13 protein-coding genes are annotated in these 16,055 nt (G+C 37.9%); 2 read left to right on the top strand and 11 right to left on the bottom strand.

Annotated elements, in window-relative coordinates; genetic code table 11:
* Window positions 1-57 precede the first annotated feature (57 nt).
* Entirely contained in the window at window positions 58-804 is a 747-nt protein-coding gene (locus PQG52_RS03435; protein WP_271827915.1) for a hypothetical protein, read from the top strand.
* Between the two features lie 71 nt (window positions 805-875).
* Here PQG52_RS03435 and panB read toward each other — a convergent pair whose 3' ends face one another.
* The gene (gene panB / locus PQG52_RS03430) at window positions 876-1,697 is read right to left on the bottom strand and encodes a 3-methyl-2-oxobutanoate hydroxymethyltransferase (RefSeq protein ID WP_271827914.1); all 822 of its coding nucleotides are present in this window, start codon (window positions 1,695-1,697) and stop codon (window positions 876-878) included.
* A 143-nt stretch (window positions 1,698-1,840) separates the two neighbouring features.
* On the opposite strand from panB, the gene PQG52_RS03425 reads away from it, so the two are divergent.
* A complete protein-coding gene (locus tag PQG52_RS03425; protein ID WP_271827913.1) occupies window positions 1,841-2,440 on the top strand; it encodes a cysteine hydrolase family protein in 600 nt (199 codons plus the stop codon).
* A 3-nt stretch (window positions 2,441-2,443) separates the two neighbouring features.
* Here the strand turns inward: PQG52_RS03425 and PQG52_RS03420 are convergent, their stop codons facing one another.
* The 10 genes from PQG52_RS03420 to nuoN all read right to left on the bottom strand — a co-directional run bounded on the left by PQG52_RS03420 (window position 2,444) and on the right by nuoN (window position 16,050).
* On the bottom strand, window positions 2,444-3,694 hold the full coding sequence (locus PQG52_RS03420; RefSeq protein WP_271827912.1) for a hypothetical protein: 1,251 nt from the start codon (window positions 3,692-3,694) through the stop codon (window positions 2,444-2,446).
* Complete coding sequence (locus tag PQG52_RS03415) at window positions 3,681-4,127, bottom strand: hypothetical protein (RefSeq protein WP_271827911.1); 447 nt, start codon at window positions 4,125-4,127, stop codon at window positions 3,681-3,683. The genes PQG52_RS03420 and PQG52_RS03415 overlap by 14 nt, the downstream gene beginning before the upstream one ends.
* Before the next feature lie 448 nt (window positions 4,128-4,575).
* Window positions 4,576-8,007: a DNA polymerase III subunit alpha gene (dnaE, locus tag PQG52_RS03410; RefSeq protein WP_271827910.1), complete on the bottom strand. Its 3,432-nt coding sequence runs from the start codon at window positions 8,005-8,007 to the stop codon at window positions 4,576-4,578.
* 19 nt (window positions 8,008-8,026) lie between these two features.
* Window positions 8,027-8,722 carry an ABC transporter ATP-binding protein gene (locus PQG52_RS03405; RefSeq protein ID WP_271827909.1) on the bottom strand — a complete coding sequence of 232 codons (696 nt, stop codon included), beginning with the start codon at window positions 8,720-8,722 and terminating at the stop codon, window positions 8,027-8,029.
* Window positions 8,715-9,977 carry a lipoprotein-releasing ABC transporter permease subunit gene (locus tag PQG52_RS03400; RefSeq protein ID WP_271827908.1) on the bottom strand — a complete coding sequence of 421 codons (1,263 nt, stop codon included), beginning with the start codon at window positions 9,975-9,977 and terminating at the stop codon, window positions 8,715-8,717. The genes PQG52_RS03405 and PQG52_RS03400 overlap by 8 nt, the downstream gene beginning before the upstream one ends.
* A gap of 5 nt (window positions 9,978-9,982) precedes the next feature.
* Complete coding sequence (gene proS / locus PQG52_RS03395) at window positions 9,983-11,305, bottom strand: proline--tRNA ligase (protein WP_271827907.1); 1,323 nt, start codon at window positions 11,303-11,305, stop codon at window positions 9,983-9,985.
* 85 nt (window positions 11,306-11,390) lie between these two features.
* Complete coding sequence (locus tag PQG52_RS03390) at window positions 11,391-13,037, bottom strand: ribonuclease J (protein ID WP_271827905.1); 1,647 nt, start codon at window positions 13,035-13,037, stop codon at window positions 11,391-11,393.
* Between the two features lie 15 nt (window positions 13,038-13,052).
* Entirely contained in the window at window positions 13,053-13,847 is a 795-nt protein-coding gene (locus PQG52_RS03385; protein ID WP_271827904.1) for a type III pantothenate kinase, read from the bottom strand.
* Window positions 13,848-13,849: 2 nt separating this feature from the next.
* Entirely contained in the window at window positions 13,850-14,611 is a 762-nt protein-coding gene (locus PQG52_RS03380) for a biotin--[acetyl-CoA-carboxylase] ligase (RefSeq protein ID WP_271827903.1), read from the bottom strand.
* Between the two features lie 14 nt (window positions 14,612-14,625).
* Window positions 14,626-16,050, bottom strand: a complete 1,425-nt coding sequence (gene nuoN / locus PQG52_RS03375; protein ID WP_271827902.1) for an NADH-quinone oxidoreductase subunit NuoN — start codon at window positions 16,048-16,050, stop codon at window positions 14,626-14,628.
* Window positions 16,051-16,055: the final 5 nt, after the last annotated feature.

Below are 16,055 nucleotides of genomic sequence, written 5' to 3'. Positions count from 1 at the left end.
ACTATACAAGAAACGATCCTAAATTTACCTACTTCAGATCTTCTTCCTACTAAACGTATGACTGTTGAGCTTAATAAAATAATCAAAGGCAGAGAATTTGATTTATATTGGGAATTTGAGTTTGGCGGAATTACCTATAGAAACGTCATGGAATGCAAAGATTATACATCGAAAATTAGTGTGGAAAAAATTGATTCTTTTTTAGGGAAAACAAGGGATATTCCTGATCTTCATTTAATCTATGCTACTAAAACTGGGTATCAAAGCGGCGCAATAGAACGTGCTAAGCAATATAATATAAGTTTATTGAGGGTTAGAGGATGTAATGATGGGGATTTTATAACAGAGGATGGAAAAGTCTATTTAAAAAAAATTACAATAGATTTTATACCGACCTTTCCTCCTCAAATAGTTTCATTCAATCCAACCTTTGATCTTTCTTGGATAAAATCTCAACCTCATTTAAATAAGAAAAAAATTCAGTCTCGATTTGAAAGATATGAGTTAACAAGTCAATCCTTTATATCTAATAAAACTACAAATACCCGATATTCTATGATGCAACTCATGCAATCTCTGGAAATAAAATCTTTTAAAAGGGAATATAATAAGATTTATACACATACTGAAACTTTTGAAAATGCTTTTATAGAACTACCGAGTGATAACTTTATAGTAAAAATATTAGGATATAATCTAACATATATTTTTAAGGAACCCCAGAAGATAGCATCTTCTGAATTAGACTTAACGCAACAAATAATGGGAATAATTCATAACTATATCACTGGTAAAAACAGATGATATTTAGAGATGGTAATATTAAAAAGTTAGATTAAAACCATGACCTAATTTTAGATCATGGCAATTAACAATTAATTCTTTTTAGGCAAAAAACAATATTCCATACTCGGAAAAGCCCTAGAACGAACTTCCTCTGCGTATTGTTTAACAGCCTCTTTCATGGTTTGACCAACTTGTGCATAGCGTTTAACAAATTTCGGTTTGAACCCTTGAAATACACCAAAAATATCATCACAAACCAAGACTTGACCATCACAAGCGGGTGACGCACCAATACCAATTGTAGGGATAGAAAGTTGTTGTGTGATGGTTTCAGCGACTGGCTCTACTACGCCTTCTAATACCACCGCAAACGCACCTGCATTTGCGATTGCGTGGCTATCACGAATGACTTTTTGCACGCCAGCATCATTTTTACCCGCGACTTTAAAGCCACCCATCATTTGCACGGCTTGAGGCATTAATCCAACATGACCGCATACGGGAATATTTCTTTTCGTCAGGAACTCCACCGTTTCAGCCATTTCCTCTCCACCTTCCAGCTTTACTGCTGCTGCACCTGTTTCTTGTAAAACACGAGAAGCCGTACGAAATGCTTGTTCTGGACTTTCTTGATATGAACCAAAAGGTAAATCCACCATCACACATGCTTTTTTAGAGCCACGCATAACAGCTTGACCATGTGCAATCATCATTTCTGTTGTGACCGCTAGTGTTGTATCCAATCCATAAATTACCATTCCCAATGAATCACCGACTAGGATCAAATCAACATCATCATCCATCAATTGCGCCACTGGGGTTGTATAAGCAGTCAAAGAAACAATTGGCTCTTTGCCTTTTTTTGCCATAATATTTGGCACACTTAAACGTTTTACAGGTGTATTACTCATCAATAATAACTTTGCTTCTATTAAAATATATAAAATAAAATTTTGTAAAATAGTAATATGTATTTACTATCACTTCAAACATAGTACATCCTTTAAAAGTAGAATGTAAATTATTAATCTTATATAATATTAAAGGTTCTTTTATGACTGCATTACAAACCGCATTAATTTTAATTGAATATCAACATGATTTTACCTCCGAGAATGGTGCTTTACACGAAGGAGTCAAAGATTGTATGCAACAAATCAATATGCTGGCAAACAGCAAAGCTGCATTGAAATCAGCCAGAGAAAAAGGGATTACTATAATTTACTCCCCAATCAGCTTTTCAGATAATTATCGCGAAATCAGAAAGCCAACATATGGTGTTTTACAAAATGTCGTTGCAACCAAAGCCTTTCGCCAAAATAGTTGGGGTGCAGAAATTGTTGAAGATGTTAAGCCTTTGCCTACTGAAATTATCCTTGAAGGAAAACGTGGGCTGGATGCTTTTTATAGTACAAACCTAGATTTCATTTTGCGACAACTGAACATCCATTCTGTGGCAGTTTGTGGCTTTTTAACTAATTGTTGTGTTGAATCAACCGTGCGTACCGCTTATGAAAAAGGTTATGATGTTACAACGCTTAGTGATTGTTGTGCTACTTTAAGTATGCAAGAACACAACACCGCATTAGAAAAAGATCTAACCCTTTTTTCGCATGTGATTAATCATCAAGAATGGTTGAAATCGATTAAATAATCTCTATAGTTTGCTGTGTGATGAATTGTGTTTATTTAATTCATAGATATAATGAATTAAATAAACACAATTCATCACACAGCAAACTTCAAATACATAATCCACTCGCAAACTGGAAGCATATATTGTCGGTGACAAACCAATAATAATTGTGTCCAAAATACCAACTGTAAAGATACTCAAAACCATTAATTTTGTATGGTTATTCTTTAATGTTGCAAGTATTAAAACAAGAAGAGATATTATCACCATCATCACAAAAAAATATGAAATATAGGTCGATACTGAAACCCACTTCTCTACATTAAGTATATTTGCATTTAAAAAGTTTTTCCCAAATAAAGGAAAACTAAGACCATTCCACTGAACTATGGAAATACTCATAAATGCAATAACTGTTGCCAAACACATATTACCAACAAGAAATTTGGTTCCATAAACTATATATAACAGAGCCAATAAAAGCATAAATATTATCAGAGGAATATTCCAGTAAAACCCAAATAATTGATGAAGTTTATCAAAGCCAAAGCTTAGCTTTTGTATAAACGAATAATTAAGATAGTCAGGAAACCAACTCCATGTTTCTGCGCGTAACCTTACATAATTCCCAGGTGCTGTGATTGATATAAAAAAATTAATAAGCGCTAAACCATAAATAATAAAATTTTTATAATTTCGAGTTCTTTTCTCACTATAGAAAACAGTAAATACGATCAAAAAGAAGAAAACACCTATTTGCTCGGCATAAGCAAAAAGAAATGTCGTCATACAAACTAAAATAAATTGTATCTTAGATTGTGTTTGATTTAATATGAATGAAATTGCATATGTTGCTAAGGATAAAGGCAGTAAATAAATATAAAAACCTGTGATCCACCATGCCGCATTGGCATTAATAAAAAGTGGTATTGCAAACAATAATATTAAAATTATGAAAGTATAATATAATGTTACTTTTTGGCATACTATCTTGCTAATCGAAGTCGATAATAGCAACAAAGACAAAGGTATTGCCATTCTCCAAAAGATTGGATAATTAATCGTAGACACCATCAGAGCTTCTAAAGGGATGCGTCCTGTCCATATTTTATATCGCTCTACTAGAAAATCAACAATATTCCAATGATCTACAATTGATAGAAAGAAATCATCATCCGTAGCTCGGTCAAGATGCACGCTTATAGAGAGCAAAATTAACAAGAAAACGATTATACTAAAACAAAAAACTTTGAAATATTTATTTACAGACAAATTGTGCAACATAAGATAGATTATTTTCATTTTGAGTAACAATAAAGATTTTTTTTGTTAAGTTTTTTTCATTAATTAATCGTTTAGATGCTTGAAATCCTGAGTTTTTATATAGTCTACCATCACTGAATAGCTTACTTACATCTTGTCGAATAATAAAATTGCTAGAAATAGGCAATAATTTACCATTTTGTATTTCTGCATATATCTTCGTGACGGTATGATCTTGATTTGGAATATATGACCACCCTGAAATATAGACTTTACGTTTATTGATTTCACATACATCTATATTAAAATTCTTTAAAAATTTTCCATGAAGTTGATTTTCAACGGACGCGCCAGAGTTCCATGCAGAGAAAAAGAGCAAAGTGCAGCCAATCGCAACAAGTGTTAAACAGATATAGATTATAGAAATTACTTTTTGATTCATCTATTCACTTATATTCTCAGAAATATTTATAATTATCGAGTTATATATTCGTTAATACATAACCAGCAACTACTATTAACAACATAACCAAGTTAGATTTTTACATAAGGATACGTATGACCCAGAGCTTTCATATAAAAAAGCTACAAAATTAAAACTGGCAAATACCAGACTGAGTGTAATCATTGAAATAATTTTAACCCTAATATTCCATCTCGAGATTTTACAAAGCTTTGAGATAAAAATAATATCAAACCTAAAATACTCAAAAATGTTACAAAAAAATGAAAATGAATGAGTTGCATCTGCTAAGTAAACTAAAAAAGTGATCTAAACAATTAAGACATAGTCAAAAACGAATATAATATCACCGTTTAAAATTCCACATTATTGAAATAACTATTTTATTTGAACATCCTATTTAAAACCCTATCTTGATTTTTTCCGACTAGTACTGCTCTACTCTTTCTACACCTTGAATAACTTTGATATGCTGAGCTAACATTGGAGAGACATTGTATAATTCGGGTAAAATAACTTCTACTTCTTGCTGATTAACGCATTGAGGCACCAACACCACTTTACCTCTACCTTTTTGGGCATTTTCTAGAATACTAGATATTTTCTCAACAGCATTTAAATCTTTCACCCAGATTTTGATTTCTTTGACTAATCCAGTGATGGCCTCTTCCAGATCCTCAACATGTTGTGCTGTAACGCGTAAATTTTCTTCATCCATACGCAAATCAACTGTCACGATGACCATGCGTCCTGTGACAAGTAAATCTCTCGAACGATTGAGCGTTTCAGAGAAAAAAGTTACTTCGCAAGCACCACTTTTATCAGACAGTCCTACCCAAGCCATCTTTGTCCCCTTTTTCGTAGGACGTTCTTTCATATTCAATATACAACCTGCCAATCGAATACGTGTATTGCCAGAACGAGCAAGATGTTCCAAATTAGTCATCGGTTGAATAGCCATCTTTTGCAATAATGCTCTAAATGAATCTAACGGATGTGCCGTCATATGGTATCCAATGGCTTCAGCTTCCATCGTCAGACGCTCAATTTCTGGCCACTCAAATACCGTTGGTAATTTTAGCGGTTCAACCGTCTTGACATCTCCCATCTGAAATAGGCCTATTTGACCACTGGCTTTCTCATCTTTACGAGCATGCGCCCTGCGTAAAATGACTTCAGCAGATGCAAACACCTTATGGCGATTAGGCTCAATGGAATCAAACGCCCCTGCTTTGGCTAAATTCTCCAACTGCCCTTTATTAAGGTTCTGACAATCAATGCGTTCAGCAAAATCAACCAAATCTTTGAAAGGTAGCTTTCCTCTAGCCTCAGCAATCGCTTGCATCGCAGAGAAACCTGCCCGTTTGATCGCTGCCAGAGCATAACGAATAGCATAGGTTCCATCCTCTTGCTTTTCAATCTCAAAATCGGCACCTGATTTATTAATATCGGGCGGTAAAACTGAAATATTAATTCGTTTAGCTTCTTGCCTTAACACTGCCAACTTATCCGTTTTTTCAATGGCTAACGACATACAAGCGGCAAAAAAAGCTACAGGATAATTGGCTTTCATCCATGCTGTTTGATAGGATACTAACGCATAGGCTGCAGCATGAGATTTATTAAAGCCATAATCGGCAAAACGCGCCATCAGATCAAAAACTTCAATCGCTTTCTTCTCATCGACACCATTTTGAATGGCACCCTTGGTAAAAATCTCACGTTGCTGATCCATTTCTGCACGGATTTTCTTACCCATTGCACGACGCAATAAATCAGCGCCACCAAGACTATATTTTGCCATTTTTTGAGCAATCTGCATGACTTGCTCTTGATAAACCATGATGCCATAGGTTTCTTCAAGAATATCACGAATTTGCTCGTGTGGTGGCTCCCACGCTTCCCCATGTTTTCTGCGACAATAATCTGGAATATTGGCCATTGGCCCAGGACGATACAACGCCACTGCCGCAATTAAATCTTCAATTCGTGTCGGCTGCATTTGACGCAACACATCACGCATGCCCGCGCCTTCGAACTGGAACACGCCACCTGATTCACCACGACTTAACATTTCATACGTCAATTTATCATCCAGTGGGATTGATGATAAATCAATATACTGACCCAACTTTTCCAGCATATTCACAGCACGCTGCAAAATTGTCAGCGTTGTTAATCCTAGAAAATCGAACTTTACCAAGCCGACTTGTTCAACAAATTTCATATTATATTGAGTAACCAACATATCACTACGTGGGTCTCGATAGAGTGGCACCAATTCAACTAAAGGACGATCACCAATCACGACGCCTGCGGCGTGGGTACCTGCGTGACGATATAACCCTTCAAGTTGCAAGGCAACTTCCATCAAACGCCTGATGTTTTCATCGCTATCACGCATTTCTTGTAATCGTGGTTCACCATCAATTGCTTGCCCCAGCGTTGTTGGTTTGGCAGGGTTATTTGGGATTAATTCAGCAACCTTATTGACCATTCCAAAAGGCAATCCAAGCACCCGCCCGACATCTCGCACGGCAGCTCGAGCCTGTAATTTACCAAATGTGATAATTTGAGCAACCTGATTTAATCCGTACGCATGGCGTACATATTCAATCACTTCATCACGACGATCCTGACAGAAATCAATATCAAAGTCAGGCATTGAAACACGTTCAGGATTTAAAAACCGTTCAAACAATAAATTGAATCGCAAAGGATCCAAATCGGTAATGGTTAACGCCCAAGCCACCAAAGACCCTGCCCCAGATCCACGGCCTGGCCCCACAGGTATATCATTTTCTTTAGCCCATTGGATAAAGTCTGCAACGATTAAGAAATACCCAGGAAATCCCATTTTTTGAATAACAGAGATTTCATATTCTAAACGATCTTGATAAATTTTACGATCATCTTCGGATAGTTCGGGATAAGCTGTTAAGCGATCATTTAATCCTGCTTGCGCCATTTGCTGCAAAGTTTCATCAGCAGTCATTCCTTCTTTGATCTTGCGACTTTGAGGCAGCATTGGCTTGCGCGTTTCAATTTTAACTGCACAGCGCTTGGCAATTTCGATGGTATTTGAACATGCCTCGGGCAAATCTGCAAAAAGCTCACACATCATTTCAGGTGGTTTAAACCAGTTTTCTGGCGTAACCTTCCACCGATCTTGCATATCCACCGTGCAGCCTTGTGCAATACAGATCAACGCATCATGCGCTTCGTATAAATCTGGTGTTGGAAAAAAACATTCATTCGTCGCCACCAACGGTAAACCATAACGATCTGCAAGCCCTATAATTCCTGGCTCGATAGATTTTTCTTCTGCAATACCAAGACGATTAAGCTCTATCACTAAACGATCTGGAAAAGCCTTTGCAAATTGCTCAATCAGATCAGAAGCATGTTTTTCTTGTCCCTCTGAAAGCAGCTTGAAAACAGGGCCTCTAGTACCCCCACTAAGCAAAATCAATCCTTCTGAATGTTCACAAATCGTCTCAACGGCAACTGCAGGATCAGAAGGATCTCCTTTTAAGAATCCTTCAGAAGATAAATATTGTAAATTGAGTAATCCTGTTTCATTTTGAGCCAATAAAACAATCGGCCAACTGCGCGCATATTCTGTATTTTCGCCAATGGCTGGGATACCAATTTGTGATCCTATAATAGGCTGAATTCCACCATCAACACAGGCTTTAGAAAACTCCAAGGCTCCAAATAAATTTCCTGAATCCGTTATCGCAATCGCTGGCATATTCATTTTCTTTGCCAACTCTACCATTTTCGGCACTCGAATAGCCCCTTGGCTAAGGGAATATGCTGAGTGATTACGTAAGTGAATAAAAGGAGCCAAGGCCATTATGATACCTTAATTTCAACTAGAGTGTAAAAGGAACAATTTTTCCTTCGTGTAATGTCATCACACGATCCATCTTAGAGGCAAGGTCGTTATTATGAGTAACAATCAATGCAGCCAGGCCTTCCTCCCGCACTGCTTGTAGCAGTAAATTAAAGACATGATCTGAGGTTTTCTCATCCAAATTGCCCGTTGGCTCATCTGCTAATAAAATATGAGGAGAATTTGCCAAAGCTCTAGCGATTGCCACACGTTGTTTCTCACCGCCTGAGAGTTTCCCAGGTTGATGGTGAACACGATGCCCTAGATCGAATTTCTCCAACCATTCTTTTGCTTTTTTCGACGCTAATGATTTTGACTTTTTATCAATCATCTGAGGCATCATAACATTCTCAACAGCTGTAAATTCTGGCAATAAATGATGAAACTGATACACAAAACCAATAGAACGTAATCGCAATACCGTGCGGTCTTTTTCGCTTAACTTGGCAGTATTTTGCCCATTAACGAAAATTTCGCCTTTACTCGGCTTTTCTAATAAGCCTGCCACGTGCAACAAAGTTGATTTCCCCGTGCCAGAGGGCGCTACCAAGGCCACAATCTCACCTGAGTTCAAAGTAAAATCAGCACCTTTTAACACTTGTAATTGCTCATCCCCACTTTTATAGGAAACATGAACATCTTTAAGCTCTAATACAGCTTGAATTACATTATTCATTGCGCAACCCTTCGACTGGATCGGTACGAGCGGCTTTCCAAGACGGGTATAACGTTGCCAGCAGCGATAAAGCCAACGCCATAATGACGATTTGGATTACATCCGCCCAATCGAGTTTAGCTGGTAAATGTTCTAAATAATATACTTCAGGATTGAACAAATTCGTGCCCGTCAATTTTTGCAATCCTTGACGAATATGCTCGATATTTTGACAAAATAAAATCCCAATGACGGTTCCTGCGATTGTTCCGGTTACCCCAACAGATGCACCACACATTAAAAAGATCCGCATAATAGCACCACGTGATGCACCCATCGTTCGTAGAATGGCGATATCCCGGGTTTTATCTTTGACCATCATAATCAATGACGAAATAACGTTAAACGCTGCAACCAAAATAATGAGTGTTAATATTAAAAACATCACATTTTGCTCAACTTGAACTGCACTAAAAAAGGCATTATTGCTTTGTGTCCAATCCAAGAAACGTAAATTTTCATTACGAAATTCTGACATTAAAGATTGAGTCGTTTTTTGAACCTTGGCTGGATCAGTCGTTGAAATTTGTATTCCAGTAACGCCATTTTTGATTTGAAAGAATTTTTGTGCTGCTGAGATTGGTAAAAAGACATAGCTGGAATTATATTCATGCATGCCTGAATCAAAAATACCAACAACTGTATAGGCTTTAATTCGAGGAATATTTCCCATCACGGTTGCTGGCCCTTGCGGTGAGATTAAAGTGACTTTGGAACCAATCCCAAGACCCGCGCGATCCGCTAATGTCTTACCAATGACAATAGCGTCATCACCTTTAAACCGCTCAAACGCATCAGAGGTTAAGCTTTTGCTGACAACCGTTAGCTTTTTTAACCCTTCGGCACTCATCCCCCTTACCATGCCACCAGAATTATAGTTCCCAGCACTTAATAAAACCTGACCCTCAGTGAAAGGAATAGCGGTTTTTACACCAGGCATTTTTTCCATACGCAAAGCCAAGCGATCATAATCGGTAATAGGTTGAGGGCCATTATAAGACACTTGTCCATAAACACTCAGATCCCCGTTCAACCCAAGAATACGGCCCAATAAATCATCTTTAAAGCCATTCATCACGGCCATAACGACAATTAAGGTTCCTACTCCCAAAGCTATTCCAATTAAGGAAAAAATAGCAATAACTGAAACAAAACGCTCGCCTTTACGTGCTCGTAAATAACGTTTTGCTACCATTCTTTCAAAAGAGCCAAACATATTTACTAATCCTGATGAGAGGCCATATATTCTATGATTTGATCAACAGGAACCTCGGCCCGCACTCCTGTTTTTCTGCGTTTAATCTCGACAATATTATGTGCAACCCCACGTGGGCCAACAATAATTTGCCAAGGATGTCCCATTAAATCAGCATCAGCAAATTTTGCTCCAGCCCGTTCATCACGGTCATCGTATAGGAAATTTTCTGGATCAGTTTTATATAAAGACTCACAAACATCCTTACAGGCTTGATCTTTCATACCAAGATTAATAATAACCGCTTTGAACGGTGCAACAGCATCTGGCCAAATTATCCCGTTTTCGTCGTGAGACGATTCAATAATCGCTGCTACTAGACGTGAAACGCCAATTCCATAAGACCCCATATGAGGATAAATTTTCTTGCTATCTGAACCTGTTACAGAAACATCCATTGATTCGGTATATTTTGTGCCAAAATAGAAAATTTGACCAACTTCAATCCCACGTCCTTCGCATTTTCTCTCTACTGGCACTTTATCCCATTCGGCTTCATCATGCTTTTCATCTGTTGCAGCGTAAAAACTGGTCATCCGTTTGAAAAAAGAAGCCAAAGAATCTTTATCTGCGATATCAACTGGCATTTCTAGCCAATTTTGATCTGCAAACGCAGAATCAAAGAAAATACCACTTTCCCCTGTTGGAGCTAAAATAATAAATTCATGGCTTAAATCGCCACCAATCGGGCCAGTATCTGCCAACATTGGAATGGCTTTCACCCCGATACGTTGAAAAGTCCGCAAGTAGGCCAACATCATTTTATGGTAGGTTACGACCGCACTGTCATAATCGACATCAAAACTGTAGCCATCTTTCATGTAAAATTCACGTCCACGCATCACTCCAAAACGAGGACGAATTTCGTCTCTGAATTTCCACTGGATTTGATATAATAAAGCAGGCAATCCTTTATAAGACGTGACAAACTGATCAAAGATATCCGTGATCATTTCTTCATTTGTCGGCCCGTATAATAAATCACGTTTATGACGATCGACAATACGCAACATTTCCGGCCCATATGCATCATAACGTCCAGAGCGTTTCCAAAGATCAGCTGATTGCAAAGTTGGCATCAATACTTCTTGTGCATTAATTGCTTCTTGTTCTTCACGAACGATGTCAGCAATTTTATTTAATACTCGTAAGCCAGCAGGCAGCCATGCATAAATACCAGAAGACATTTGGCGAACCATTCCTGTTCGAAGCATAAAACGATGTGAGACAATTTGTGCCTCTGCTGGAACTTCTTTTAATGTTGGAAGAAAACTTGAAGATAAACGCATAAACTAATAAATCCTAAAATAGGCCTATGAAGGATGAATCCGAAAATAAAAAATCTCATCATTATAATGAGATTCTTTACTAAAATTAAAGACGTAATAAATGAATATCAACCATTGGTTTCTTTTTGAGCCTGCGTCCAAGAATACGACGTAGTATCATCTTAGCATTATCCACCAATTCTTCATCATTCAAACGTACCTTGTGAGGAAGACGTTCTAATAATTCTCCGAATTCATCAATCACATCATCAAATTCTTCGTCATGTTGATCAAACAACCCAGGTGCACTGATATTTGGATCGCTTAACAAATCCCCATTCATATTTACTGCAAAACTGGCAACAACAACACCATTATATAACATACGACGGCGTGCCGATAATACGTCTCCGTCCACAGATAATAATCGATTACCATCAATCACTAACCGTCCACAAGGTACCCCAGCAACAATTTGTGGTTTTCCTGGGCCAAGGCGTAAAATATCACCATCTTCAAGTAAAACGGGCTCCGCATTATATTCTTTGGCAACATTGGCTTGTGCATTGAGATGGATCCATTCACCATGCACAGGAATACCGTAAGTTGGTTGAACTAATTTATAAAGCTCGCACACCTCTTCATAACATGCATGCCCAGAAGCATGAACGAAATGATCTCTTGAGGTGATCACTCTGGCACCGCGTCGGGCTAAATTATCCTGAACACGCATAATCGCTAACTCGTTTCCTGGGATAGTACGGCTACTGTAAATCACCGTATCGCCATTACCAAAGGAAATATGTTGATGCACATCGAAAGAAATACGGGTCAACGCGGAACGCTCTTCACCCTGACTGCCTGTTACAATAAAAACAACGTGATCCAAATCAACATCGTTCATATTTTGTTCAGTGAAAAAGGGCGGAATATCAGCTAGATATCCATTTTCTCTGGCTGCGATTTCAAGGTTTTTCAAAGAACGACCAATAATTACAACAGGACGATTGGCCTGTTTTGCAGCATAAGCAATACTCTCCACACGTGACACATTACTTGCAAAACAAGTTACGGCAACACGGCCTTTGATACTGGCAATCAACTCAACTAAACTACGACGAACTTGCATTTCAGATTCAGGAGCGCGTTTTACAATAACATTGGTACTGTCACATACCATTGCCAACACGCCTTCACGACCTAATTCTGCAAATTTTTCTAAATTAGTTACATTCCCAATCACAGGCTCTGGATCAAGTTTCCAATCCCCAGTATGTAACACATTTCCATATGGGGTGCGAATAAATACACTCTGTGCTTCTGGAATAGAGTGCGTCACAGGGATAAATTCCAGATCAAATTCGCCAATATTGAAACGATCACTCATATTAATAAGATGAATAGTGACGTCTTCCAACATTCCTGCTTCACGCAATTTACGTCTTAAAATCGAAGCCGCAAATTTCGTGGCATAAACAGGACATTCTAAATCTTGCCACAAATAGGTTACCGCACCAATATGATCTTCATGTGCATGCGTAATGACTAATGCTAGTAGATCTTCCTTATGACGAGCAATAAATTCTGGATCTGGAACCAAAATATCAGCCTCTGGCATATCATTGCCACTAAAGCCAATTCCACAATCAATTGCCAACCATTTTCCATTTAACCGATATAGATTAAAATTCATACCGATCTCACCCGTTCCCCCAAGCGGAAGAAAGGCAAAATCGTTTACTTGTTCATTCATATTAGTCCTTTTCTTTTATATCTTATTTATCTTTTTGTTTCCTGATGAATTTCGATTTGCAAGGATCCTAAGTCCTTCCAGAGTTAACTCTGCATTAATTTCTTTAAATATAGGGGTTCCTTCGGCCAATAATCGTGCCAACCCCCCTGTCCCAACAACAGTCATCTCTGAGACAGAATATTCTTTTCTAATTCGTTCAATAATACCTTCGATAAGCCCGATATATCCCCAATAAATACCTGACTTCATCGCCCCAATTGTTTCTTTTCCTATCACAGATTGAGGTCTTCCAAAACCAATTCTTGGCAATCTTGCTGCCGCACTATGGAGTGCTTCTAATGACAAGGTTAGTCCTGGCGAAATAACCCCGCCACAATAATTTCCGTCTTTATCAACAATATCAAACGTTGTGGCTGTTCCCAGATCCACCACAACCAACGGGCCACCATATAATTGATGTGCCGCTAATCCATTTAACAAACGATCTACACCCACTTCTTGTGGATTGTCCGTTTGAATCTCAAATCCCCAATCCAAGCCTGCCGAAGCAACAATCGGATCAACAAAAAACCATTTACGACATAGTGTCAACAGTTGATACAAAACAGGTGGAACAACAGTCCCTATGATAGCACGCGTAATCTGATGAACAGGAATATTTTGTTTCTCCATTAATACAAGTAAAGTTGAAGCATATTCATCAGAGGTTCGATTAGCTGTCGTTGCGACACGCCACGTTCCCAACCAATCCTGACCATCGTGAACGGCAAATACAATATTCGTATTTCCAACATCAATTACTAAAAGCACGCCTATTCATTCCTACTTTCATACAAACAAAACAATTCACCTGCTGATAAATGTTTTAAACTTGTTTCTGTTTGTAATAACAAAAACCCTTTTTCATCTATTCCCTTATATATACCAATATATTTTTCATTGCCACTTGTCACTGTTAAAGATCTACCCAAAGGCAATCCTTTTTGTAACCATGATTCACGAATAAATTGTTCTCGACCTTGATATAAACGCTCTATCCAATAAGTTAAATATTGCCTTATCTTGTCAGAAATAAGCAATGGACTGGGCAGCTCGTCACTCACAAAATCTCTTAAGCAACCAAGTTCTCGCCCTTCAACCATCGGTGCTGAACAAATATTTAATCCAATTCCGATAACAAGCCATTCTAATACATTTGGATATTCAACATGACTTTCGATAAGAATACCAGCTATTTTTTTATTTTGAAAAAGTAAATCATTTGGCCACTTGATATATAAATCTGAATAGGTACCACAAAGCTCAGTTACAGCATCAAATAGTGCCAACGAGGAAATAAAAGGCACCCAACCTATCTTTTCTACAGAAAACGACGGCCAATACAAAAATGATAATGCCAGATTCCCAGTCGGCTCAACCCATTCACGCCCGCGACTTCCTCGTGGAGCAGTCTGGGAATCTGTCAAAACAGCCAGATTAATTTTCTCTTTTAATCTGGCTTGTTCAATACAATAATCATTCGTCGATGGCAAGGTTGGATAATGCTCTACCTGCCAGGTAATTTTATTATCCACCTTAACCTACATCATTAATGAAATAAAGATTGTGCTGCGATTTGCCCCATTTGTACCATTGGAGATAAAAAGAGCATAAATACGAGCGTTAATGTTCCCATACTAAATGTAACAAATGATAAAGATAAAGATCGTTGATCTAATGCCTCTACAGCTTTATCAAAGAACATAATCTTTACAATACGCAGATAGAAAAATGCACCAACAGCACTGGCCAAAAGACCGATAATCGTCAAACTATATAGATCAGCACCAAGGGCAGCTTTGAACACTAAGAACTTACCAAAAAACCCAGCCAAAGGCGGCACACCAGCCATACTAAACATAAAGATGGCCATCGCTGTTGCAATTCCAGGATCTGTTTTTCCCAATCCGGCAAGATCATTGATATTTTCAACAACATGCCCTTTTCTAGACATTGCAGCGATCACAGCAAAAGTACCGACGTTCATAAACAAATAAGTTGTTAAATAAATTAATGTCCCCATCACACCATCAGGCGTTGCTGCTGCCAAACCAACCAAGGCAAATCCCATATGTGAAATAGAAGAATATGCCATCATTCGTTTAATATTCGTCTGAGCAATGGCGCCAACACTACCAATAATAATTGATAAAATAGCGATTACTTCGATTAATAACTGCCATTGTGGTGACAAATGACCAAAGGGTCCAATCATTAAGCGTAAAAACAACGCAAAAGCTGCAAATTTAGGTGCGGTTGATAAGAATGTCGTCACTGGTGTTGGTGCACCTTGATACACATCAGGTGTCCACATATGAAACGGTACCGCAGAGATCTTGAAACATAAACCAACCAAAACAAACACCAAACCAACAGCAAAACCTGCTGATAAAGCATGATTTGAAGCAATGATTTGATGAATAGTTGAATAACCCATTCCGCCAGAAAATCCATAGATCATGGAAATTCCATATAAAAGAATACCAGAAGCAACAGAACCTAGTACAAAATACTTAACGCCAGATTCTGCCGAGAATACATTTTTACGATCAATTGCACATAGAACGTATAGAGCTAAAGATGATAACTCTAGCCCCATATACAAAGTCATCAAATCATTTGATGACACCATCACCATTGCACCAACCGTTGAAAATACAATTAATGCAATATATTCAAAACAATTCGTATCATTCTTCCCATTAAAATCAATAGATAAAATAATACTTAAAAATCCAGCAATAATAATCAAAAGCTTCATATAACGTGAAAATTCATCGTTGATGAATAATCCATTATAACCCACGCCATTTGAAACCGTAAGCGTTAAAAAACCCACTGCAACGAAGGCAGCAATAGAAAGGATTGCGCAAGGAAAGAAAGCATTACCTTTCTTTTGAATCGCGCCCCATAAGAGAATAATAAGACCACTGATTGATAAAGCAATCTCTGGAATAGCAAGTGTCCAATTCATCGGAT

Origin of the sequence: Commensalibacter communis (genome assembly GCF_947179105.1) — a bacterium.
GTDB classification, from domain to species: domain Bacteria; phylum Pseudomonadota; class Alphaproteobacteria; order Acetobacterales; family Acetobacteraceae; genus Commensalibacter; species Commensalibacter communis.
This window is presented reverse-complemented; position numbering and strand designations above follow the sequence as displayed.